Below are 22,689 nucleotides of genomic sequence, written 5' to 3'. Positions count from 1 at the left end.
GCACCCGGGTGGGCCATTGATAGCCCCACCCTGCGCGGAAGGTGTTACGACCTCTTCGTCGGTCGCTGCCAGCCGTCCGTGGTCGCCTGCCGGGCCCGCCCCAGGGTGAGTTGGCCCGCGGGCGCGTCGCGAGTGATCACCGAGCCGGCGCCGATCGTCGCGCCTTCGTGGAGCGTCACCGGCGCGACGAGCGAGCTGTTCGAGCCCACGAAGACGTTGTCGGCGATGGTGGTGCGACTCTTGTTCACGCCGTCGTAGTTGCAGGTAATCGTGCCGGCGCCGATGTTGACCTTGCGGCCGATGACCGCGTCGCCGAGGTAGCTGAGATGATTGGCCTTCGCGCCTTCGCCGAGCCGGGCGTTCTTGGTTTCGACGAAATTGCCGATGTGGACGCCCTCGGCCAGGTCGGTGCCCGGCCGCAATCGCGCGAACGGCCCGATCGTGCACGGACCGTGGGTGACGACGCCATCGAGGTCGCAGTGCGCGAGAACCACCGTGCCGGCCGCCAGCGTCGCGTTGCGGATCCGCGTAAACGGGCCGACGCGCACCTCGTCCCCCAGGGACACATCGCCTTCCAGGATCACATTGACGTCGATCTCTACGTCGCGCCCCGCCGTGACCGCGCCGCGCACGTCGAGCCGCGAAGGATCGGCCATGCGCACGCCCGCCATGGCAAGCGAATGGGCCATGCGTCGGCGATGGAAGGCTTCCAGTTCGGCGAGCTGCCAGGGATCGTTGGCGCCCGCCGCCTCCACCGCGTCGCAGTCGACGCAGCGGGCAGGCGCGCCCTCGTCGGCGGCCATGGCGAAGACGTCGGTCAGGTAGTACTCGCCCTGGGCATTGGCGTTGCCCAGGCGACCGGTCCAGGCCAGCAATTGGGTGGCGCGTCCCGCCACGATGCCGGTGTTGACCAGGTCGATGGTCCTTTCCGCCGCGCTGGCATCCTTCTCCTCGACGATCCGGCGCACGCTGCCCGCGGCGTCGAGTACCACCCTTCCGTAGCCCTTCGGGTCGTCCACCCGCGTGGCCAGCATGGCGAGGCCGTCGCCCTCGGCAGCGAGCCGGGCCAGGGTGTCCGCGCGAATGAGCGGCACATCGCCGTAGAGTACGAGCACGCGCCCTTCAAGCTGGCCACGGGCCTGCAGGGTCTGCAGGGCGGTGCGTACCGCGTGGCCCGTACCCAGGCGCTCGGTCTGTTCGATCCAGCCCAACGAGGCGTCGTGCGCGAAGGCGTCGCGCACCTGCTGCCCGTTATGTCCATAGACCACGTGGATGCCCGCCGGGCCCAGTCCGCGCGCGGCATCGATCACATGCGCCAGCAATGGCCGGCCAGCCAGGGGCATCAGCACCTTGGCCCGCGAGGACTTCATGCGCTTGCCTTCGCCGGCGGCGAGAATCAGGACGTGCAGGGTTTCAGCGGTCATGGCGACGGGATGTAGTCGAAACGGGGAGCGAACTGTCGCGCGTTTAGCGGCGGATGCCAAGCAACCGGGCCACGGTCATTCGTCCTTCGGCCGTTCGGTCAGGTGTTCGAGGTTGGGCTTGTAGGCCTTGACGAACGCGTTGCGCAGCACGCCGACGATGGCTTCCACGGCCGACACGTTACGGTCGTCGATGCTCCCGGAAATAGGCACGCGCGTGGCGAACTGATCCTCGGAGTGATTCTTGAAGATCTTCGTCACGCCTTCGGCCACGGCCTCGTAGGCCAGCTTGACCGGGTTTTTCTTCTCCTGCTCGACGTCCTGCTTCCAGCTGAAGATCTTCAGGCCGCGGAACAGCGGCTTCGCATACCCGTTGAGCTGACGGTCCTTCGCCTGCAACTCCATCACGAAGTCGCCCTCCCCACCGGCGAAATCCAGGCCCGTGTAAGCGCGGGCCAGGTCGTTAGCCTTGACCAGCTTGATGTTGCGCACCGTCAGCTCGTAATGGAAGTCGCCGAGCCGCTCGAGTGGATCGAATTGCGCGCTCGCCTGTAGCGGCGCGTCGCCGAGGACCTTCGCCGTCGCGTGCAGGTGGGCCACGCGCGAACCCCCTTCGCCCTGCACGTTGGTGAGGTTGCTCACCTGCGCGTTGACGTCGGTCATCTTCAGGTCGACCTTCGGGCTGGACACGAAGTTCTGGAAGGTCACCGTGCCGTTGAAGACGTTCAGCTCTTCGATGCGAGTCGGCACGATCGCGCGCAGCTGCTCGCGCCAATCCACGCCCTTACCGGTCTGGGTATCACCCTCGCCCTTGCCGTCGACAAAGTTGACCACGGGATCGTAGAAATCGACCTTGCCGCGCAAGCGGCCCTTCACCAGCGCCGTCCAGCTAAGCGCGATATCCGTGCGCGTACCTTCGAACAGCGGTACGGGGACCTTGCCGTCCACCTTCACGATCTTCAGGTGATCCAGCGAGTAGGCGCCGCGCCAGAGGTGGATGTCGATATCGTCGATGTGGCCCGCGTATGAGCCCATCCGCGCCAGCCGCGCGTTGAGCTGGTGCAACACCACGTAAGGCAGGGCGATGCGCGCCACGACCAGGATGGCGGCGACGGCCAGCAGGATCCACAGGGAGCGGCGATAACGGACATGCATGGGCGGAGTGTGAAAGCCGTCGGGTCATCGCAAGATGAAGACCGGATCATTCGGCCGCCGTGCCCCGGGGCGCCGCGCCAGCGGAAGCACCGCGCCCGCCGAAAAAAGTTCTTTACGGAAGTCCGGGGGGCCCTCCCAGCGATCGATCTTGTGGCTCGGTGGATGGTTCGATCTGGCGAGTTGTGGGGCTGTGGCGACCTTGTAGCGTCAGAACGCGTTGCACTTGGGCGGTGTCGCAGAGAGACCTTGGTGTCTACCCTCGAGGCGAGTTCCGCACAAGGGAGCGGCCGCAGGCCGATTAGCCGATGGGCCGCGTCAGCGGCCTTTCCCTGTCGAGCGCGACTGTCCGAGCAGCGAGGGTGGGCACCGAAGGCTCGGGTCTCACCGTTCGAGCCGGCCGCAAGGCCTGCATCCTTGCGGCATCACCGCATTTCGCGAAGAACCCAAAAAAAACCCCGCCGGAGCGGGGTTTCATCGTCAATGCTTGAGCGTCTTGCGCATCCGCTCCAGGGCCTGGAGCTGGGCCAGTGCCTCGGCCAGCTTGGCCTGGGCCTCGGCGACGTCGAGTTGCTCGCCGCGGTTGGCCAGGGCGGCTTCGGCTTCTTCCTTCGCCTTCAGGGCGGCGGCTTCGTCGAGGTCGGCCGCACGGGCCGCCGTATCGGCGAGGATGGTGACCACCTGGGGCTGCACCTCGAGGATGCCGCCGGAGACGTAGAACTGCTGGCGGTCGCCGTTGCTGCCGACCACGTCGACGTGACCGGGCTTGAGGCGGGTGATCAGCGGCGCATGACGCGGCGCGATGCCCAGTTCGCCAAGCTCACCGGTAGCGACCACGAGCGTGGCTTCGCCGGAGAAGATCTCGGCTTCGGCGCTGACGATGTCGACGCGAATGGTGTGGGGCATGGGGGCTCCGGCTTCTTCGTTCGGTAGGATGCGATGAGGTAGGCGGGTGTGAACCGCAAGCCGCATGGTGTGGCTCACGGCTCACGCGTCACGGAAAGCGGCTTACGCCGCCTTCTTGGCACCCATCTCTTCACCCTTCTTGATGGCCTCGTCGATGCCGCCGACCATGTAGAAGGCCTGCTCCGGGAGGTAGTCGACGTCGCCGTCGACGATCATCTTGAAGCCGCGGATGGTTTCCTTCAGCGGCACGTACTTGCCCGGGGAGCCGGTGAAGACTTCGGCCACGTGGAACGGCTGCGAGAAGAAACGCTCGATCTTACGGGCGCGCGACACGGCTTCCTTGTCTTCCTGGGACAGCTCGTCCATACCGAGGATGGCGATGATGTCCTTGAGTTCCTTGTAGCGCTGCAGGGTCTGCTGCACGCGACGGGCCACGTCGTAGTGCTCCTGGCCGATGACGCCCGGATCGAGCTGACGGCTGGTGGAGTCCAGCGGGTCCACGGCCGGGTAGATACCCAGCGAGGCGATGTTACGGCTCAGGGTCACCGTGGCATCCAGATGCGCGAAGGTGGTGGCCGGCGACGGATCGGTCAGGTCGTCCGCGGGCACGTACACGGCCTGGATCGAGGTGATCGAACCGGTCTTGGTCGAGGTGATGCGCTCCTGGAGCACGCCCATTTCCTCGGCCAGCGTCGGCTGGTAACCCACCGCCGACGGCATGCGGCCGAGCAGCGCGGACACTTCGGTACCGGCGAGCGTGTAACGGTAGATGTTGTCGACGAAGAGCAGGACGTCCTTACCCTTGCCGGTTTCGTCCTTTTCGTCGCGGAAGTACTCGGCCATGGTCAGGCCCGTGAGCGCGACGCGCAGGCGGTTGCCCGGCGGCTCGTTCATCTGGCCGTAGACCATCGCGACCTTGTCGAGCACGTTGGAGTCTTTCATCTCGTGGTAGAAGTCGTTGCCCTCGCGGGTACGCTCGCCCACGCCGGCAAACACGGACAGACCCGAGTGCGCCTTCGCGATGTTGTTGATCAGCTCCATCATGTTCACGGTCTTGCCCACGCCGGCGCCGCCGAACAGGCCGACCTTGCCGCCCTTGGCGAACGGGCAGATCAGGTCGATGACCTTGATGCCGGTCTCGAGCAGTTCGCTCGCCGCCGCCTGGTCGTCGTACGACGGGGCTTCGCGGTGGATGACCCACTGCTCCTGCTCACCGATCGGACCGGCTTCGTCGATGGGGTTGCCCAGCACGTCCATGATGCGGCCGAGCGTCGCCTTGCCGACCGGCACCTTGATGCCTTCGCCGGTGCTGTGGGCGACGAGGTTGCGGCGCAGGCCATCGGTCGAGCCGAGCGCGATGGTGCGCACGACGCCGTCGCCCAGCTGCTGCTGCACCTCGAGGGTGATGTCGGTGCCTTCGACCTTCAGTGCGTCGTAGACCTGCGGCACCTGGTCGCGCGGAAATTCGACGTCGACGACCGCGCCGATGATCTGGACAACTTTACCCTGGCTCATGGATGTGCTCCGGATGAATCTTCTAAAGGTTTTCGGTAGCGGCGCCGCTCGCGCGTCGCCTTGGCTTGTTCGTTAGACCGCGGCGGCGCCGCCGACGATTTCCGAGATTTCCTGGGTGATCGCGGCCTGGCGCGCCTTGTTGTAGCTCAGCGTCAGTTCGCCGATGACCTTCGTGGCGTTGTCGGACGCCGCCTTCATCGCGACCATGCGCGCGGCATGCTCGCTGGCGAGGTTCTCGAGCGCCGCCTGGTAGACCACCGACTCGATGTAACGCGTCATCAGGTGTTCGAGCACCGTGCGCGCGTCCGGCTCGTAGATGTAATCCCAGTCGTGCGTCTGCTCGACCTTGACACCCTCGGACGCGGCGCCCTCGGCGTTCTCCAGCTCGTTGGCGACCAGCGTCAGCGGCAGCAGCGCGTCGATGCGCGGCTTCTGCACGATGGTGTTCACGAAGTCGTTGAAGGCCAGGAACACGCGATCGAGCTTGTTGGCGCCGTACGCGTCGAGCACCACCTTGATCACGCCGATCAGGTCTTCGAGCTTCGGCTTTTCACCCAGGTGCGTGGCCGTGCCGATGAGGTTCACGCCCTTGATGCGACGGAAGAACTGCACGGCCTTCTGGCCGATCGCCACCACGTCGATCTCCACGCCCTTGCCCTGCCATTCGCGGATGGCGGTCAGCGAGCGACGGAACAGGTTGGAGTTGAGGCCACCGGCGAGGCCGCGGTCGGTCGACACCACGACGAACGCCACGCGCGACACGTTCTCGCGCTCGGTGAGGTACGGATGGGTGAAATCGGTGCTGGCCTGGGCGACGTGCGCGATCACCTTGCGCATGAGGCGCGCGTAAGGGCGCGAGGCCTTCATGAGGTCTTGCGCCTTGCGGATCTTCGACGCCGAGACCATTTCGAGCGCGCGCGTCACCTTGCGCATGTTCTGCGTGCTCTTGATCTTGGTTTTGATTTCGCGGCCGCTTGCCATGGGGATCGCCGTAGTCGTGTTGCGTGTTTACTGAGGAGGGTGAAGCGAAAAGCGCGAACCGTAAGACGCACTAGGCAACTGACGGTTCACCCGGAACGCTTCACCGGCGCGCGTCGCGCGCCTTACCAGCTGCCGGTCTTCTTGAACTCGTCGGCGCCCGCCTTGAAGGTGGCTTCGATGTCCTTGTCCCAGTCACCGGTGGCATCGATCTTCGTCATCAGCTCGGCATGGTTCTGGCGGAAGAAGGCATGCAGGCCCTTCTCGAACGGCAGCACCTTGGCGACCGGCAGGTCGTCGAGGTAGCCCTTCTCGGCCGCGAACACCGACAGGCCCAGCTCGGCGAGCGACAGCGGCGAGTACTGCGCCTGCTTCATCAGCTCGGTCACGCGCTGGCCGCGGTCGAGCTGCGCACGGGTCGCCGCATCGAGGTCGGAGGCGAACTGCGCGAAGGCGGCCAGTTCGCGGTACTGCGCGAGGGCCAGCTTCACACCACCGGAGAGCTTCTTGATGATCTTGGTCTGGGCGGCGCCACCGACGCGCGACACCGAGATACCGGCGTTCACCGGCGGACGGATGCCGGCGTTGAAGAGGTCGGTTTCCAGGAAGATCTGGCCGTCGGTGATCGAGATCACGTTGGTCGGCACGAAGGCCGACACGTCACCCGCCTGGGTTTCGATGATCGGCAGCGCGGTGAGCGAACCGGTCTTGCCCTTCACTTCGCCGTTGGTCATCTTCTCGACGTACTCGGCGCTGACGCGCGAGGCGCGCTCGAGCAGGCGCGAGTGCAGGTAGAAGACGTCGCCGGGGTAGGCTTCGCGGCCCGGGGGACGCTTCAGCAGCAGCGAGATCTGGCGATAGGCGACGGCCTGCTTGGAGAGGTCGTCGTAGACGATCAGGGCATCTTCACCACGGTCACGGAAGTACTCGCCCATCGCGCAGCCGGAATACGGCGCGACGTACTGCAGGGCGGCGGCTTCGGAGGCCGATGCGACGACGACGATCGTGTTGGCCAGGGCGCCGTTCTCTTCGAGCTTGCGCACCACGTTGGCGATCGAGCTGCGCTTCTGGCCGATGGCGACGTAGATGCAGCGGATGCCCGAGTTCTTCTGGTTGATGATCGCATCGATCGCCACGGCGGTCTTGCCGGTCTGGCGGTCGCCGATGATCAGCTCGCGCTGGCCGCGGCCGATCGGGATCATCGAGTCGATGGACTTGTAGCCGGTCTGCATCGGCTGGTCGACCGACTGACGCCAGATCACGCCCGGCGCCACCTTTTCGATGGGGCTGGAGCCGGCGGCATCGATCGGGCCCTTGCCGTCGATCGGGTTGCCCAGCGCGTCGACGACGCGACCGAGCAGGCCGGGGCCGACCGGGACTTCGAGGATGCGGCCGGTGGTCTTGGCGGTGTCGCCTTCACGCAGGTGCTGGTATTCGCCAAGCACCACCGCGCCCACCGAGTCGCGCTCGAGGTTCAGCGCGAGGGCGTAGGTGCTGTTGGGCAGTTCGATCATTTCGCCCTGCATCACGTCGGCCAGGCCGTGGATGCGCACGATGCCGTCGGACACGCTGATGATCGTGCCTTCGTTGCGTGCCTCGGCGCCGAGCTTGAACTGCTCGATGCGGGTCTTGATCAGCTCGCTGATCTCGGACGGATTCAGAGTGGTGCTGGACATGGTCGGTTCCTTGGGTTGCGCCGCTAGCGGCACCCGGTGGTATGAGAATCTGGTGTCAGTGCGTCAGCGCGCCGGCCAGCCGTTGCAGGCGGCCTCGCGCCGAACCGTCGATGACCTGCTCGCCCGTGTCGATGACGACACCACCGAGCAACGCCGGATCGACGTGCGTATCCAGTTCGATCTCGCGCTTGAAACGGCGCTTGAGCGACGCCTGAAGCTGTTCCGCCTGCGCGGCGTCGAGAGCGAGCGCGCTGGTGACCTTGACCTTCAGGGTCGACTCCGACTCCCGCTTGTACTGGTCGAAGAGCGCGGCGATATCAGGCAGCAGGCCCATGCGACCGTTCTCGGCCACTTCGGCGAGGAAGCGGGCGAACGGCGCATCAGCGGCCATGCCTTGGGGAAGGTGGATCGCCACGAGCTGCGTCGGCAGCACGCGCGGATCGGTGCCGAGCCCGGCGACCTGGGGGTCGACCGCGACCGCGGCGGCGAAGTGGAACGCCGCCGACCAGTCGGCGAGCGCACCCGACGCGTGCGCCACCTCGAAGGCGGCGCGCGCGTAGGGACGGGCGAGGGTAAGCGCCTGGGCCATGATCAGATCTCGGCGGCGAGCTGGTCGAGCAGCGCCTTGTGGGCGGCCGGATCGATTTCACGCTGCACGATCTTCTCGGCGCCCTGCACGGCGAGGCGTCCCACCTGCTCGCGCAGCTGTTCGCGGGCACGCTGCGCCATGGAGGCGATCTCGTCCTGGGCCTGGGCCTTCAGACGGTTGATCTCCTCGGTGGCTTCCACGCGGGCCTTCTCGATGATGGCGTTGGCCTGGGCCTGCGCACGATCGATGATCTCGGTGGACTGCAGGCGGGCCTGCTTGATCTCGGTGGCGACCTTGGCGTCGGCGTCCTTGAGTTCGGCGCGCGCGCGTTCGGCGGCGGCGAGACCCTCGGCCACCTTCTTCTGGCGCTCTTCGATGGCACCGTTGAGCTGGGGCCAGATGAATTTGGTGGTGAACCAGACCAGGATCGCAAAAGAGATCATCTGGCCCAAGAAGGTCATGTTGATTTCCATGATCTCTCCGAAGACTCCGAACGCTTGTGTACAGACGACCGCCGTGGCGCCATGCGCCACGGCGGCGGAACGAACGGCTTCTTAGCCGCCGACGGCGGCGCGGACCGCACCGACCAGCGGGTTCGAGAACGCGAAGAGCAGCGCCACGGCGAGGCCGATGATGAACGCCGCGTCGATCAGGCCGGCGAGCAGGAACATGCGGCCCTGCAGCAGCGGGACGAGTTCAGGCTGGCGGGCGGCCGACTCGAGGAACTTCGAGCCCATCACGGCGATACCGAGGCAGGCGCCCAGCGCGCCGAGGCCGATGATGATGCCGATGGCGATGGCGGTCATGCCCTGCACGTGGGCGAGAAGCGAGGCGAGTTCCATGGTGGTCTCCTGGGATAACTAAAACGAAAGGTTGGAAAGAAAACGAACTGAAAGGGGTGGAACGTCGGTGCGGTGAGTTAGTGGTGTTCCCGCGCCGTGGCGATGTAGACGATCGTCAGCATCATGAAGATGAACGCCTGGAGGGCGATGATCAGGATGTGGAAGATCGCCCAGGCCGTGTTGAACACGACGCCAGGCACGAAGCTGATCCAGCTCACCATCAGACCGGCAATCAGCATGAACACCAGTTCGCCGCCGTACATGTTGCCGAACAGTCGCATGGCCAGCGACACGGGCTTCGACAGGGTTTCGACGACGTTGAGAAGGAAGTTGGGAATCACCAGCACGATCTTGGCGATCGGGTTTTCCGCATGGAACGGCGCGGTCATGAGCTCTTTGGTGAAGCCGAAGCCGCCCTTGGCCTTGATGCCGTGGCCGATCACGATGAGCAGCACCGCGACCGACAGGCCCACGGTGGTGTTGATGTCGGCGGTGGGCACCAGGCGGAAGTAGGTGTGGTGCGCCACCTCGTGACCCGCGAAGGTCTGCACCAGCCAGCCGGCCAGGTCGACCGGAAGAAGGTCCATCGCGTTCATGAAGAACACCCACATGAAGATCGACAGCGCCAGCGGCGTGACCGTGCGGCGGTCGCCGTGGAAGGTGTCCTTCACCTGCGTATCGACGAACTCGATGGCCAGCTCGACCAGCGCCTGGCCCTTGGACGGCACGCCCGAGGTGGCCTTGCGGGCGTAGAGCCAGAACCACAGGCAGAACACCACGCCCAGGCCGAACGAGACGAGGATGGAGTCGGCACGGAGGTTCCAGAACCAGAAATGATCGGTGCTGAAGTTCACCGTCATGTGGTTCAGGTGGTGCTGGATGTATTCGGTCAGACCGCCTTGCGGTTCGCTCGCCATGCCTCAACCCTTGAATCTGAATGCAAATACGTTGACCGCGTAACCGGCCACCAGGCCCGCCAATGCGGGCAAGGGTGGCAGGTTCCATTGAACCAGGATGAGAGCCAGTCCACCGATGAGGATGATCCAGCGAAGGATCATGCCCACGAGGAACCGCGCAAACGTTGCCCCCGCCCCGCCCAGCGCGCCGAACGCTCGCGCGGCAAGCAGCGCGGTGGCGATGGCGACGATCAGGGCACCCCCAAAAGCCGCCAGACCGGCCGACCGCCCCTGCAGGGTGAAAGCAAGCCCGGCGACGACGGCCACCACTAGCTGCGCGATGACGATGCGCTTGGCGAGATGACGACCGGCGGCAAGGCTGTTGAGCAACGCGAGGCTCCCGTGGATTCGCTCGAAGGCGGCACCAGCTTGGATCAACGGGCCACGGTTTAATCCCGAAAAGTATACCAGTGCCGTAAACGGCCGGACAAGCTGGGAAAGGGCAATACCGGTCACCGGCGCGACGAGGGGTCGCGTCGTTGGAAATCCCCGCCGCCCCGGATCAATCCCTGGCGGGACGTCCGGCCAGGGCGCCGAGCGAAGCGGCCGTTTTCACCGCCACGTCGAGGATGTCCTCGGCGGCGGTGGCGGCGCGCTCCATCCCCTCGCGCCGCAAGTGCTCGCCACGCGCCAGCACGGCGCGCAGGGAGTCGGCGTCAGGGGCCAGCATGGCATCGGCCATGAGTCCGGTCGCGGCCCGCGCGTGTCCCTCGATCGCCTGCAACTGGAGATCGGCGACCCGTTCCATGCCTCGCCAGGCCAGGGCCTGTGCCGTCGTGGCCTGCTCGACGAGTCGGGCGAAATCGGCGTAACCGTTTGCATGGGACATCGAAGGTCGGCCGCCAAAACGGAACAGGGGGGATGCACGAGTGTAGACCCGCCTGTTGCAGGGCAGCAACCTTAATTTGTTGCGGTGACAGGTATCACTTGCCGAAAACGCGCGTCCCGCGCCCGGCATCAGCCGGTGTATTCGGCACCGGAGGTGCAGGTTTCGTGCACCACCACCTTGCACAACTGCGGCACGTCCGGCCGGAGCCGCTCGAAGATCCAGCGGGCGAGGGTTTCGCTCGTGGGATTTTCGAGGCCCTCGATGTCATTGAGGTAGTGATGGTCCAGGCGGTCGTACAGCGGCTGGAAACGCGCCTTGAGATCACCGAAGTCCATGACCCAGCCCAAGACCGGATCCACCGGGCCTTCGACATGCAACTCGACCCGGAACGAATGCCCATGTAACCGCGCACACTTGTGCCCGTCGGGCACATTCGGCAAGCGATGGGCCGCTTCGATGTTGAATATCTTGAAGATTCGCATCGGCTCATTGTAGCGGAGGCCGCCACGTTCATGACGCGGTTCGCAAATTCGCACGAAGGACTGGACTTTTTTACGACAAACGGTTGCAGTGGAAACTCAGCGGCGGATAGAGGGGGCCGCCGACACACCACCGCGTCCACCGGGAGGCCATCGATGTGCCTTGGTCGTGAGTCGCTCGACGGTCCACCCACACGGGGGATCGCCGAGGAAGTGTTCGCCACGCTTCCGTGGCCGTGCATCGTATGCCCGCGCGACGGCTGTCCCGCCGTCATGGCCAACGAAGCGTTCCGTCGCGAATTCGAGGGGGACCTCACGGCCGACTTGCCGGAATGGCTCGCCCTGCACCTCGTGCAGGGCGTGGCCGGGGAAGAACTGCGCCTGGATGCCACCCGGCGTTACCAGGTGACCCGGCAGACCATCGACCTGCCCCCGAATGCCTACCAGGCGATCTTCCTGGCGCCGATCGTGGAGGACGACGCCGCCGGGGAGCCGGTGGCGAACACCTTCGCCACGCTGCGACCCGAGGTCAGCCTCACCCGCCGCGAGTCCCAGGTGCTGGACGGCATCATGAGCGGCAAGCTCAACAAGGTCATCGCCGGCGAGCTCAACATCAGCACCAAGACCGTGGAGTTGCACCGGGCAAACCTCATGGCCAAGCTGCGGGTCAACAACGTCGTGGAACTGGCCCGCGCCGTGCTGGACCAGGGCGACGCACGACCGGCGGCGCGGGCGACCGCCCTCGCCCAGCACGACCTGTCGACCGCCTGAGATCGCGGGCATGAAAAAGGGCCGGCCCCTCGCAGGACCGGCCCTTCGTCTTTCATGGTGGCTAGAGGCGGGCTCGAACCGCCGACCTCAGCATTATGAGTGCCGCGCTCTGACCAGCTGAGCTACCTAGCCGTGGAACCTGGTCGTTGCGCCCCCAATGGGATGCGCAAGGCCGGGCAGTTTAATCGGGGCGAGCCCGTCGTTCAAGCCTCGCCTTGCCCGGCCTTTGGGCGCTGTGGTTGAATCGTCCCACCGCGCAAGCTTTTTCGTTTTGCACGGCGGGGTTGACGGAGGGCGGATGATCGACGCAGATGGCTACCGACCGAACGTGGGGATCGTCCTCCTTAACGGGGACGGCCGCCTGTTCTGGGCGCGCCGCGTCAACCGTGACGGTTGGCAGTTTCCCCAGGGCGGCATGCGCAGCGACGAGACCCCGCTCGAGGCCATGTACCGCGAACTGCAGGAAGAAACCGGCCTGCTCGCCCACCACGTCGAAGTGCTGGCCGAAACACGCGGCTGGCTCCGCTATCGCCTGCCCAGCCGTTTCGTGCGCCACCACCAGCGTCCCACGTGCATCGGCCAGAAGCAGGTGTGGTTCCTGCTGCGCCTGGCGTGCAGCGAAGAAGCCCTTCGCCTGGACGCCTGCGAGAAGCCCGAGTTCGATCTCTGGCGCTGGGTCGATTTCTGGTATCCCGCGCACCACGTGGTGAATTTCAAGCGGCAGGTTTACGAACGCGCCCTGCGCCACTTCGCCCCCACGGTGGAGACGGTCTGCCGGGTGGAGGTCGGCCGGTGCCCGCAGTCGGTCGACGCCGCACGGCGGTCGGCCAGCGGCACCTGACCGGGCGCGCCTGTTCACATTTGCGCGGTTGACAATCGTTCGCATTCGCGTTCGAATGCGCGCCATGTACATCTGCATGTGCAATGCCGTCACCGACCACGCCATCCGCCGCGCCGCGGCCGAGGGCGTGCACTCGTTCGCGGAGCTGCAGGCCCGCACCGGTTGCTCCGATTGCTGCGGCACCTGCGAGACCGAGGCGCGCCAGTGCCTGCGCGACGCGGTCGCCGCCCAGCCCGGCCTGACCTTCCTGCCCACGCCGGCCTGACCGCACGCGCGTTCCGCGCGGACGCAAACCGTCTTCATTCGCGTTACGTCATGCCCGTTCCGGGGGACGTATAGTCGCACCCTGCTTACCTGGGAGATCCGTCATGAAGGGCGACGCGAAGGTCATCGAATACCTCAATAAAGTGCTCTACAACGAGCTGGCCGCCATCAACCAGTACTTCCTCCATTACCGGATGTTCAAGGACTGGGGCTACAACGAGCTGGCCAAGCACGAGTACGAGGAATCCATCGAAGAGATGAAGCACGCCGACAAGCTGATCGAGCGCATCCTCTTCCTCGACGGCCTGCCCAACCTCCAGCACCTGGGCAAGCTGCGCATCGGCGAAAACGTGGTCGAGTGCCTCCAGGGCGACCTCGATCTCGAGATGATCGCCATGACTGACCTGCGCGAGGCCATCGCCTACAGCGAAGGCATCCACGACTTCGTCAGCCGCGACCTCTTCAAGTTCATCCTCGGCCAGGAGGAAGAACACGTGGATTGGCTGGAGACTCAGTTCAGCCTCATCAAGGACATCGGCCCCGAGCGCTACATGCTCAGCAAGGTCGGGTCGATCAACCACGATTGATCTCACGAGCTGCCGTCGCCAGACGGCTCTCTTTCGGGGCGCCTTCGGGCGCCCTTACCGTTTCGAAACAGGGGCGATATATCATCGCCCCCTTCACGTTTCCTCCACGGTAGCGCCCATGGCCCCACGCCAACCGCCACGCCTCGTCGTGCGGACGCTCGACGACGCGGTGCGCGAACGCCGTCGTCGGCGCCTGCTCGTGGGCGCCTGGGCACTCAGCCTGATGATCGCGGCGGGCCTGGGCACATGGGCGACACGCCGGCCCTCGGGGCCGACCGCCCCGGACCGCACCGATACGCGTCGCCTGCTGGCCGACAACGAGGCGCTGCGGCAGCGCGCGGCCATCCTCGAAGGCGCCGCCCAGGTGGGCGACGTGGCCACGCGCGAACTCAAGCGCAACCTCGCCGAACGCGACGAAGAGATCAGCGGCTTGCGCGCCGACCTCGCCTTCTACGCGCGGCTGGTGGGCGGCAACGGCCAACGCGAAGGCCTCCGTATCCAAGGGGTGCGCAGCACCCCGGTCAAGGATTCGCCGCAGGCATGGAACCTCACCGTCACGCTCACCCAGAACGCGCGCCGGGGCGAGGTCATCCGCGGCACCCTGCAGCTGAGCGTCGAAGGCATCCAGGGCAACGCGGTGGCCACGCTCGACGGCGTCGCCCTGGGCCTGGCCGGCGACCATCAGGCCCTGCCGTTTTCATTCAAGTATTTCCAGCAGGTGCAAGGCAGCTTTACCCTCCCCCGCGGATTCCAGCCCACGCGGATGCGCCTGGCCGCCACCGCCGCCGATGGCACCCGCGTCGACGCCACCGTGCCCTGGGCCGATGCCACCCGAAACGAGGAGATCGACGATGTTCAGCGCTAAACGGAAGCACCAGGGCCCCACGGTGAACGCGACGGCGACCAGCCTCATCGCCCGCGGCGTCACCCTGCGCGGCGACGTCGAGTTCAGCGGCGCGCTGCACCTGGACGGCACGGTGGAAGGCGCGATCCACGCCAGGGGCACCGACGGCGTGCTCACGATCAGCGAGACGGGGCGCGTCATCGGCCGGGTGGAGGTACCCCACGCCATAGTCAATGGCCACGTCACCGGCGATATCGAGGTCAACGAGCGCCTGGAGCTGGCCGCCCTGGCGTGCATCGACGGCGACGTCCGTTACCAGGTGCTGGAGATCGCGGCCGGCGCCCGGGTCAACGGAAAGATGATCCACCAGGCGCCTCCCACGGTGCGCCAACTGGCCGAAGGCCCCCGCCGCGACACGCCGGCCCTTCCGGAGGCTTGACCTGACACGGATCGGCGCCATCATGGGTGCATGAACAATCCCTTTCCCATGGCTCCCACCGCCCCGGCGCCGGATTACCGGTCGGCCGGCGCGCCACTGGTCTTCACCGAGGCGGCCGCCCGCAAGGTGCACGAGCTGATCGAGGAAGAAGGCAACCCCTCGCTCAAGCTGCGCGTGTACATCAGCGGCGGCGGTTGCTCGGGTTTCCAGTACGGCTTCACCTTTGACGAAGATCAGGCCGAAGACGACCTCGCCATCTCGCGCGACGGCGTCACCCTGCTGGTCGATCCGCTGTCGCTGCAGTACCTCACCGGCGCCGAGATCGACTACACCGAGTCGTTCAGTGGCTCGCAGTTCGTCATACGCAACCCCAATGCGAAGACGACCTGCGGCTGCGGTTCGTCGTTCAGCGCGTGAGCCGCAACGCATGAGCGTGTCGTCCGAACGCGACGCGGCGGCGGCGACGCGCGCCCGCCAGAACGTCTTCGCCGGGCTGGACATCGATCGCATGGCCGAGCGCCGCGACGATCGGCTCTGGGTGGAAGAGACCGAACGCGCCTCCGATACGCGTTTCCTCGTGCTGGATACCGAAGGCAACGCCTTCGTTCAGCCCGACGCCGACGTGCCGGCCTGGATGACCTCGACGTTGCGCGCCGAGCGCTTCGGCGACGTGCCTTCCACCCTGCTCGGGCTCGCCGACGGCTCGGCCTGGTTCACCCTCGCGCTCGATGAGGCGCACGCCGCGTTGTTCGCGCGTCTGACCGGGGCACGGCGCATGTCGCTGCGCGAGGCGGGCCTGCTGTTTTCCGCCTTCGACGCCGGCCTGTTCGCGTTCGCCAAGGGCATCCTGCACTGGCAGCGGCAGACGCGGTTCTGCAGCCAGTGCGGCGCGCCGACGCTGGTCGTCTCCAGCGGCCATCGCGTGCAATGCACGAACCCCGACGTCGAGCACCTGCATTTTCCCCGGACCGACGCCGCGATCATCGTGATCGTCGAATACGGCGACGCCTGCCTGCTCGGCCGCCAACGCGGCTGGCCCGATGGGCGCTATTCCACCCTGGCCGGGTTCATCGAGCCGGGCGAGTCGCTGGAGGACGCCGTCCGCCGCGAGGTGCGCGAGGAGTCCGGCGTGGAGGTCTCGCACGCCACCTACCACTCGTCGCAGCCCTGGCCGATGCCGGCCTCGCTGATGGTCGGATTCACCGCCACGGCACGCACCCGCGAGATCCGCCTTCGCGACGACGAACTCGAGGACGCGCGCTGGTTCACCGTGGACGACATCGTGCGCGGCATGGCCGACGGTCGCCTCGACGTTCCCCCGCCGCTGTCGGTGTCCTACCGGCTCATCGCGCATTGGCTCGCGCTACGCGGCGTGGACCTCGACGACCTCGTCGCCTCCGCCCCGCCGAGGCCCTGAACAACCCACCGTCCATCGCCTACAATCGGTCCAACGACACGCGGATCCTTCCCAAGCCATGGCCCTACGCCTTCTCGCCGTTCTCGTCGCCCTGGTCATCTGCTGGAGCGTGCCGCGGCTTTCTCGCTGGCGTGACGAACGCTGGTTCCGTGCCTGGGTGAACCGGCTGGGCGACCTCACCGGACCGGGTCGCGTCGCGGTGGTGCTGCTCGTGCCGGTCGTGGCCTGCGCACTCATCGCGGGTATCCTCAAGGCCCTCCCCTTCTTCGACATCGCCTGGTTCGTCTTCGCGCTGATCGTGCTGGTCTACACGTTGGGGCCTCGTGAGATCGAGGCCGATATCGACGGCGTCCTGCATGCCTCGGACACGCTTCGTCGCGACGAGGCCGTGCTTCGCCTCCAGCATGACGAACAACCGCTGTCCTGGTTCGCCCCGGCATTGGTGGAAGCCGCGTTCTATGCGGCGTTGCGGCGTCGCTTCGGCGTGCTGTTCTGGTTCTTCGTACTCGGCCCCGTCGGCGCGCTGGGCTATCGCCTGGCCCAGAGCCTGGGACGTGACGCCACCCTCGCACTGGACACCGCCACCCGCCAGGCCGCGCGCCGCGTCGCCGACACGCTGGACTGGGTTCCCGCCCAGTTGATGGTGTTCGCCATGGCCCTGGTGTCCGACTTTGACGCCGTGGTCGGCGCGTGGAAGCACTGGCACCAGCATTCGGGCAGCCCACGTACGCGACTGGAGCCCGATTTCCTCGGTGCCGTGGCACGGGCGGGCGTCGATGCCGATGTCGAAGCCGGCGACGGCTACGTGCAGGACGTCAGCGATCCCCTCGCCGAACTCGAAGACGCGCGCCGGGTGATTCGGCGCGTGTTGGTGGTCTGGCTGGCGGTGGTGGCGATGATCGTGCTCGGCGCCTGGTTCGCCTGACCGCCAGCGCCTGGCTCAGGGCATGTCGCCGCGCAGCGCCTCGACCCGCGCCTGAAGCGCGGCCGCGCTGGCCTCGGTAGCCGGCACGGGCTCGCCACCCACCAACTCGATGCGCGACCAGAAGCGCCGTGGCAGGCGCGCGCGATGCAGGGCGCTGTCGCGACGACTGAAGATGCTGCCCCACATGCCGCGCAGCGCCAGCGGCACGACCGGCACGGGACGTCGCGCGAGGATGCGTTCGACGCCCGGTCGGAACGGCGCGATGCCGCCGTCACGCGTGAGCCCGCCCTCCGGGAAGATACATACGACGTCGCCAGCGGCCAGCGCTTCGTCGATGCGATCGAACGCGGCATCCATCAGCGCGGGGTCTTCGTTGCGGCCTGCGATCGGGATGGCTTTCGCCGTGCGGAACACGAACTTCAGGACGGGAATGTTGAAGATCTTGTAGTACATCACGAAGCGCATCGGCCGGCGCACCGAAGCCATCAGGATCAACGGATCCATGAAGCTCACGTGGTTGCACACCACCAGGGCGGCGCCCTCCTCGGGGACCTGCTTCAGACCGTCCACGCGCACCCGGTAGAGCGTGTTGACCAGCACCCAGGTGATGAAGCGCATCGGAAACTCGGGCACCAGCGTGAAGATGTACACCGCGACGGCGATGTTGATCAGGCCGGTGACGAGAAAGATGGTCGGCGTCGCGAGGCCGAGCGCCGTCAGGCCGATGCCGAAGCCCGACGCGGCGCAGATCAACAACGCGTTGACGATGTTGTTGCCCGCGATCACCCGCGACAGGCGGTCGCGGGGCGTGCGGCTCTGCACGAAGGCGAACAGCGGCACCACGTAGAAGCCGGCGAAGGCGCCGATCATGCCCAGGTCGAGCGCCACGCGCCACGCGCCTGGTGCGGTGAGAAAGCCCCACCAGTCGAGCGTCGCGCCGGAGGCGACCGACGGACGCGCGAAAAACAGATCGACGGCGAACACCGTCAGGCCGAACGCGCCCATCGGCACCAGCCCGATTTCCACGCGCCGATTCGAAAGACGCTCGCAGAGCAGCGAGCCGATGCCCGTGCCCAACGAAAACAACGTGAGCGCCAGCGTATTGACCGAGCCGTCGCCACCGAGCACGTGACGCGTGTAGTTCGGCAACTGCGCAATCATCACCGTGCCGAAGAACCAGAACCACGAGATGCCGAGCACGGCATTCCACACCGCGCGATCGGCCTGCGTGAGTTTCAGTACCCGCCAGGTTTCGCTGAACGGGTTGGCGTTGAACGTCAGTTGCGGTGCGGTGGCAGGCGCCACCGGTATCGCGCGCGAGGCGAGGTAGCCCGCCACGGCGATGACGATCGTGGCGATCGACGCGGCCAGGGTGCCGTAGCCGGCGATCAGCATCAACGAGTTGCCGAGGATCATGCCGACGAGCATCGCCAGCTGCGTCCCCGTCTCCACCAGTGCGTTGCCACCGACCAGTTCGCGGCGATCCAGCGCCTGCGGCAGGATCGAATACTTGATCGGGCCGAACACCGTCGAATGCACACCCATCAGGAACAGCACCACGAGCAGCAGCGATACGTGGTGCGTGAGAAAACCGACCGCAGCGATCGCCATCGCGGCGATTTCGAACAGCTTCACGACGCGGATGATGCGTGTTTTCTCAAATTTCTCCGCGAGCTGGCCCGCCGTAGCCGAGAAGAGAAAATACGGCAGGATGAACAAGGCCGGCGCGAGATTGGTGTAGAGCGAGATCTGCGCATCGGGTAGGCCCAGCTGAAACGCGACCAGCATGACCATCGCGTTGCGGAACGCGTTGTCGTTGAAGGCGCCCAGCGCCTGTGTCCAGAAAAAGGGTGCGAAGCGACGCGTGCCGAGCAGCGAGAACTGGGACATGCCGTGGGTCGTTCCTGTCGTTTCGGCCGAGTTTAGCCGAAACGACAGGGGGCACCTCAGCCGCGCGACAGCGCGCGGTGGGCGATGTCGCGCCGATAGAACGCGTCGGCGAAATGGATGCGTTCGGCCGCTGCGTAGGCCTTCGCACGCGCCTGCACGAGATCGTCGCCCAGGGCGCAGATCGTCAGCACGCGACCGCCGGCCGTGACGGGCCGGCCCTGCGCATCGCTGGCGGTGCCGGCGTGGAATACTTTCACGTCGGCACCGGTATCGGCATCGGCACCCGTGATGACGTCGCCGCCACGCACCTTGCCCGGGTAGCCGCCGGCGGCGATCACCACGCCAAGCGCGGGTCGATCGTCCCACGCCGCCTGCACGCGGCCCACGTCGCCGTCGAGCGCCGCCTCGACGAGGTCGACCAGGTCAGAGCGCAGGCGCAGCATGATCGGCTGGGTTTCCGGATCGCCGAAACGCACGTTGAATTCGATCACCTTCGGCGTGCCGTCGCGATCGATCATCAGCCCCGCATAGAGGAAGCCGGTGAAGGGCGCGCCGTCCTTCGCCATGCCCGCGAGGGTGGGCTCGATGATCTCGCGCATCACCCGCGCGGAAACCGCCTCGGTGACCACCGGCGCCGGCGAATAGGCGCCCATGCCGCCGGTATTCGGCCCCAGGTCGCCATCGTCGCGGCGCTTGTGATCCTGGCTCGTGGCCATCGGCAATGCGCGCGTGCCGTCGGCGATGACGATGAAGCTGGCTTCTTCGCCATCGAGGAATTCCTCGACCACCACTCGCGACGAGGCGTCACCGAACGCCTTGCCGCCTAGCATGTCGGTGAGGGCCGCTTCGGCCTCGTCGAGTGTCATCGCCACGACGACGCCCTTGCCTGCGGCGAGTCCGTCGGCCTTGATCACGATGGGTGCGCCCTTCGCGCGCACGTGGGCCAGCGCAGGCTCAAGATCGGTAAACACCGCGTAGTGCGCGGTGGGAATGCCATGGCGGGCGAGGAAATCCTTCGCGAAGGCCTTGCTGCCTTCCAGTTGGGCCGCCGCCGCGCGGGGACCGAAGCAACGCAGCCCTTCGGCGGTGAAGCGGTCGACGACGCCGGCCACCAGGGGCACTTCGGGACCGACCACGGTGAGGCCGACCGCCTCGCGCCGCGCCAGCGCCACGAGCCCGTCGATGTCGGTCACGGCCACCGCCTCGTTGCGCAGCCTCGGCTCATGCGCGGTGCCGGCGTTGCCCGGCGCCACGATCACCTCGTCCACGCGCGGGGACTGCGCGAGCTTCCAGGCCAGCGCGTGTTCGCGACCGCCGCTGCCGATGACGAGGACTTTCATGCCGTGACTCCAGGATCGGGGAATCGCGCATTCTACCCGCCGCCGACGGCACGCGCCGCCGACGGGCGAGCCGGTCTCAGAGGGCCGGGCGGATCAGCGCCATCAGTTCGGCACGGGGCAGCTTGCCGGTCTCGTTGCGCGGCAGCGCCGCCACCATGCGCAGCGGCCGGGGCAGGAAGACCGGGTCCATCGCGGCACGCAGCGCCACGAGCACCTGCTGCTCGGTCAGCCCCGGAGCCACCACGAGGCCGGCGATGCGACGCACGCCGGACGCGTCGGCGTCATCGAGCTGGAACAGCACCCCGTCGCGCACGCCGTCGATCGCCATCAGGCGCCGGTTGAGGTCGCCCAGCGAGGCGCGCTTGCCGGCGATTTCGAGCAGGTCGGTATTGCGGCCGCAGAGCCGGAAACGCCGGCCGTCGTCGTGGAGGGTGACGATGTCGGCCAGCACCACCGGCTCGGACAGCTGCGGCGCCTCCACCAGGGTGCCGTCGGGCTGCGGATGCAGCACGGTGCCCTCGTAGAGCGTCCACGCGTCTTCCGTGGCCGTGCGCCGGCTGGCGAACACGCAGGTTTCGGTCGATCCGAACACCTCGCACAACGGAGCGCCAAACCGGGCTTGCGCGGCCGAGGCGAGTTCGACCGGCATCGGCGCCGTGGCCGAGACGAAGGCGGCGAGCGGCGGCAAGGTGATGCCGGACTCGACCAGCGCACGCAGGTGCACCGGGGTGGTGACCAGCACCCGCGGCTCGGGCAACTCGGCGAGCGCAGTGGCGACGTCGGCGGGGAAGAACGGCCGGCCGGCGTGGATGCCCACGTCGGACTGCAGCGGCAACATCACGGACATCTCCATGCCGTACATGTGCTGGGGCGGTACGGTGGCGACGGTGTGGAAGACCGGTCCCACCTCAGCACACAGCATGCGCGCATTGCCCGCGTTGCTGGCCACGAACGAGCCCCAGGTCTTCACGTTGGGCTTGGGCTTGCCGGTGGAGCCGGAGGTGTAGCCGATGGCGACCACGGTGTCGGCGGACAACAGCGGCATGTCGCCGTAGGCCGGCGCCACGCGCTCGAGGGGAGGCATGCGCAGGTAGCCCGCGGGCGCCGGATCCAGCGCCAGGTCGCCGATGGCGTAGGCGCCCGGATGATGCGCCATCACCTCGTCGACCGCATGCGGCGCGCGCGACGGGGGCAGCAGGTTGAACTGGCCACGGATCGCCAGCGCGGCGAAGGCGACGAGGAAGGCGTAGCGGTCTTCGCACAGGTTCACCGCACCGACGGCGTCCGGCAGCGCCTCGGCGACGAGTCGCACGTGGGCGAGAAACTCGCCCGCCGGCACCGGTTCGCCGGCACGCCAGGCGACCGCCCGCGACGGCGAGCCCACGAGCAGCGGCAATGACGGAACGACCGGACGCTCCAGGATCTCTTGAACGATGGACAAAGCGTGATTCCCCCTCTCAGGCGCGGATGATAGTGCCTGAGAGCGCGTCGCGAATCACCGTGGGCCGGTCCAGGCCGCCCAGGGGCGCATCCAGGGCGGCGTCGAGACGGTCGCCGAAGTAGCGCTCCAGCGTGGCGACGTCGCGCGCCGGCGGGTGCCCGTGGGGGTTGGCGCTGGTGGATACCAGCGGCGCGCCGTAGGCCCGGCAGAGCGCCGCCGCCGGCGCATGGGCGGTCACGCGCAGGGCGATGCCGGCATGGGCACCGGCAACCCAGTCGGGTACCTTCGCGCTACGCGGAAACACCCAGGTGTTCGGGCCCGGCCAGGAGGCGCGCACCTGCGCCAGTACGTCGGCGGGGACGGCGGCGAGATCGATGTACGGCTCGACCTGGGAAAACGCGGCGGCGATCAGCAGCACGCCCTGCGTGGCGGGGCGCCCCTTGAGCGCGAACAGACGCTCGAAGGCGTCGCGGTCGTGCGGATCGCAACCGAGCCCGTAGACCGCTTCGGTCGGATAGGCCAACACACCGCCCTGGCGCAGGAGCGCGGCGGCCGCCTCGAGGGTGTGATCGTCGAAGCGGCGCATG

General features: G+C 67.0%; 26 protein-coding genes and 1 tRNA gene. 9 read left to right on the top strand and 18 right to left on the bottom strand.

Going from position 1 to position 22,689, the window contains the following annotated elements; all coding sequences use genetic code 11:
- Positions 1 to 44: 44 nt before the first annotated feature.
- From glmU to queD, 13 genes are all read right to left on the bottom strand, one after another.
- Positions 45 to 1,424, bottom strand: a complete 1,380-nt coding sequence (glmU, locus tag PI246_RS11555; protein ID WP_320551447.1) for a bifunctional UDP-N-acetylglucosamine diphosphorylase/glucosamine-1-phosphate N-acetyltransferase GlmU — start codon at positions 1,422 to 1,424, stop codon at positions 45 to 47.
- A gap of 75 nt (positions 1,425 to 1,499) precedes the next feature.
- Entirely contained in the window at positions 1,500 to 2,576 is a 1,077-nt protein-coding gene (locus PI246_RS11550) for a DUF748 domain-containing protein (RefSeq protein WP_320551446.1), read from the bottom strand.
- 477 nt (positions 2,577 to 3,053) lie between these two features.
- Entirely contained in the window at positions 3,054 to 3,479 is a 426-nt protein-coding gene (locus tag PI246_RS11545; RefSeq protein ID WP_320551445.1) for a F0F1 ATP synthase subunit epsilon, read from the bottom strand.
- Positions 3,480 to 3,581: 102 nt separating this feature from the next.
- Positions 3,582 to 4,994, bottom strand: a complete 1,413-nt coding sequence (atpD, locus tag PI246_RS11540) for a F0F1 ATP synthase subunit beta (protein ID WP_320551444.1) — start codon at positions 4,992 to 4,994, stop codon at positions 3,582 to 3,584.
- A 72-nt stretch (positions 4,995 to 5,066) separates the two neighbouring features.
- Positions 5,067 to 5,975 carry a F0F1 ATP synthase subunit gamma gene (atpG, locus tag PI246_RS11535; protein WP_320551443.1) on the bottom strand — a complete coding sequence of 303 codons (909 nt, stop codon included), beginning with the start codon at positions 5,973 to 5,975 and terminating at the stop codon, positions 5,067 to 5,069.
- A gap of 122 nt (positions 5,976 to 6,097) precedes the next feature.
- Positions 6,098 to 7,648, bottom strand: coding sequence for a F0F1 ATP synthase subunit alpha (gene atpA / locus PI246_RS11530; protein ID WP_320551442.1), 1,551 nt, complete (start codon positions 7,646 to 7,648; stop codon positions 6,098 to 6,100).
- 55 nt (positions 7,649 to 7,703) lie between these two features.
- On the bottom strand, positions 7,704 to 8,237 hold the full coding sequence (locus PI246_RS11525; RefSeq protein WP_320551441.1) for a F0F1 ATP synthase subunit delta: 534 nt from the start codon (positions 8,235 to 8,237) through the stop codon (positions 7,704 to 7,706).
- A gap of 2 nt (positions 8,238 to 8,239) precedes the next feature.
- Positions 8,240 to 8,710 carry a F0F1 ATP synthase subunit B gene (locus PI246_RS11520; RefSeq protein WP_320551440.1) on the bottom strand — a complete coding sequence of 157 codons (471 nt, stop codon included), beginning with the start codon at positions 8,708 to 8,710 and terminating at the stop codon, positions 8,240 to 8,242.
- An 81-nt stretch (positions 8,711 to 8,791) separates the two neighbouring features.
- Positions 8,792 to 9,079: a F0F1 ATP synthase subunit C gene (gene atpE, locus PI246_RS11515; protein ID WP_320551439.1), complete on the bottom strand. Its 288-nt coding sequence runs from the start codon at positions 9,077 to 9,079 to the stop codon at positions 8,792 to 8,794.
- Positions 9,080 to 9,156: 77 nt separating this feature from the next.
- Positions 9,157 to 9,996 carry a F0F1 ATP synthase subunit A gene (atpB, locus tag PI246_RS11510; protein ID WP_320551438.1) on the bottom strand — a complete coding sequence of 280 codons (840 nt, stop codon included), beginning with the start codon at positions 9,994 to 9,996 and terminating at the stop codon, positions 9,157 to 9,159.
- A 3-nt stretch (positions 9,997 to 9,999) separates the two neighbouring features.
- Entirely contained in the window at positions 10,000 to 10,365 is a 366-nt protein-coding gene (locus tag PI246_RS11505) for an ATP synthase subunit I (RefSeq protein ID WP_320551437.1), read from the bottom strand.
- A gap of 172 nt (positions 10,366 to 10,537) precedes the next feature.
- Positions 10,538 to 10,864, bottom strand: a complete 327-nt coding sequence (locus tag PI246_RS11500) for a phasin family protein (protein ID WP_320551436.1) — start codon at positions 10,862 to 10,864, stop codon at positions 10,538 to 10,540.
- A 128-nt stretch (positions 10,865 to 10,992) separates the two neighbouring features.
- Positions 10,993 to 11,346 (bottom strand): 6-carboxytetrahydropterin synthase QueD, encoded by a 354-nt coding sequence (gene queD, locus PI246_RS11495; protein WP_320551435.1) that lies wholly within the window; start codon positions 11,344 to 11,346, stop codon positions 10,993 to 10,995.
- A 270-nt stretch (positions 11,347 to 11,616) separates the two neighbouring features.
- Between queD and PI246_RS11490 the strand changes: the two genes are divergently transcribed.
- Positions 11,617 to 12,114, top strand: coding sequence for a LuxR C-terminal-related transcriptional regulator (locus PI246_RS11490; protein WP_320551434.1), 498 nt, complete (start codon positions 11,617 to 11,619; stop codon positions 12,112 to 12,114).
- Positions 12,115 to 12,169: 55 nt separating this feature from the next.
- Here the strand turns inward: PI246_RS11490 and PI246_RS11485 are convergent.
- A tRNA-Met gene (locus PI246_RS11485) sits at positions 12,170 to 12,246 on the bottom strand.
- A gap of 166 nt (positions 12,247 to 12,412) precedes the next feature.
- Here PI246_RS11485 and PI246_RS11480 point away from each other — a divergent pair.
- From PI246_RS11480 to PI246_RS11445, 8 genes are all read left to right on the top strand, one after another.
- Positions 12,413 to 12,955, top strand: coding sequence for an RNA pyrophosphohydrolase (locus PI246_RS11480; protein WP_320551433.1), 543 nt, complete (start codon positions 12,413 to 12,415; stop codon positions 12,953 to 12,955).
- Between the two features lie 55 nt (positions 12,956 to 13,010).
- The gene (locus tag PI246_RS11475) at positions 13,011 to 13,220 is read left to right on the top strand and encodes a (2Fe-2S)-binding protein (RefSeq protein WP_407069808.1); all 210 of its coding nucleotides are present in this window, start codon (positions 13,011 to 13,013) and stop codon (positions 13,218 to 13,220) included.
- 103 nt (positions 13,221 to 13,323) lie between these two features.
- Positions 13,324 to 13,806 carry a bacterioferritin gene (gene bfr, locus PI246_RS11470; protein WP_320551431.1) on the top strand — a complete coding sequence of 161 codons (483 nt, stop codon included), beginning with the start codon at positions 13,324 to 13,326 and terminating at the stop codon, positions 13,804 to 13,806.
- Between the two features lie 118 nt (positions 13,807 to 13,924).
- Positions 13,925 to 14,671, top strand: coding sequence for a DUF6776 family protein (locus PI246_RS11465; RefSeq protein ID WP_320551430.1), 747 nt, complete (start codon positions 13,925 to 13,927; stop codon positions 14,669 to 14,671).
- On the top strand, positions 14,658 to 15,089 hold the full coding sequence (locus PI246_RS11460; protein ID WP_320551429.1) for a bactofilin family protein: 432 nt from the start codon (positions 14,658 to 14,660) through the stop codon (positions 15,087 to 15,089). The genes PI246_RS11465 and PI246_RS11460 overlap by 14 nt, the downstream gene beginning before the upstream one ends.
- Positions 15,090 to 15,137: 48 nt before the next feature.
- Positions 15,138 to 15,506 carry an iron-sulfur cluster insertion protein ErpA gene (gene erpA / locus PI246_RS11455; protein WP_320551428.1) on the top strand — a complete coding sequence of 123 codons (369 nt, stop codon included), beginning with the start codon at positions 15,138 to 15,140 and terminating at the stop codon, positions 15,504 to 15,506.
- 10 nt (positions 15,507 to 15,516) lie between these two features.
- Positions 15,517 to 16,506 carry an NAD(+) diphosphatase gene (gene nudC / locus PI246_RS11450; protein ID WP_320551427.1) on the top strand — a complete coding sequence of 330 codons (990 nt, stop codon included), beginning with the start codon at positions 15,517 to 15,519 and terminating at the stop codon, positions 16,504 to 16,506.
- 58 nt (positions 16,507 to 16,564) lie between these two features.
- Positions 16,565 to 17,431 carry a cobalamin biosynthesis protein gene (locus PI246_RS11445; protein ID WP_320551426.1) on the top strand — a complete coding sequence of 289 codons (867 nt, stop codon included), beginning with the start codon at positions 16,565 to 16,567 and terminating at the stop codon, positions 17,429 to 17,431.
- A 15-nt stretch (positions 17,432 to 17,446) separates the two neighbouring features.
- Here the strand turns inward: PI246_RS11445 and PI246_RS11440 are convergent, their stop codons facing one another.
- From PI246_RS11440 to PI246_RS11425, 4 genes are all read right to left on the bottom strand, one after another.
- Entirely contained in the window at positions 17,447 to 19,321 is a 1,875-nt protein-coding gene (locus tag PI246_RS11440; protein WP_320551425.1) for an MFS transporter, read from the bottom strand.
- A 56-nt stretch (positions 19,322 to 19,377) separates the two neighbouring features.
- Positions 19,378 to 20,661, bottom strand: a complete 1,284-nt coding sequence (gene purD / locus PI246_RS11435) for a phosphoribosylamine--glycine ligase (RefSeq protein ID WP_320551424.1) — start codon at positions 20,659 to 20,661, stop codon at positions 19,378 to 19,380.
- 76 nt (positions 20,662 to 20,737) lie between these two features.
- Positions 20,738 to 22,102, bottom strand: a complete 1,365-nt coding sequence (locus tag PI246_RS11430; RefSeq protein WP_320551423.1) for an AMP-binding protein — start codon at positions 22,100 to 22,102, stop codon at positions 20,738 to 20,740.
- Positions 22,103 to 22,118: 16 nt separating this feature from the next.
- Positions 22,119 to 22,688, bottom strand: a complete 570-nt coding sequence (locus PI246_RS11425) for an L-threonylcarbamoyladenylate synthase (RefSeq protein ID WP_320551422.1) — start codon at positions 22,686 to 22,688, stop codon at positions 22,119 to 22,121.
- Position 22,689: the final 1 nt, after the last annotated feature.

This window comes from Luteibacter sahnii (genome assembly GCF_034063545.1).
Lineage (GTDB): Bacteria > Pseudomonadota > Gammaproteobacteria > Xanthomonadales > Rhodanobacteraceae > Luteibacter > Luteibacter sahnii.
This window is presented reverse-complemented; position numbering and strand designations above follow the sequence as displayed.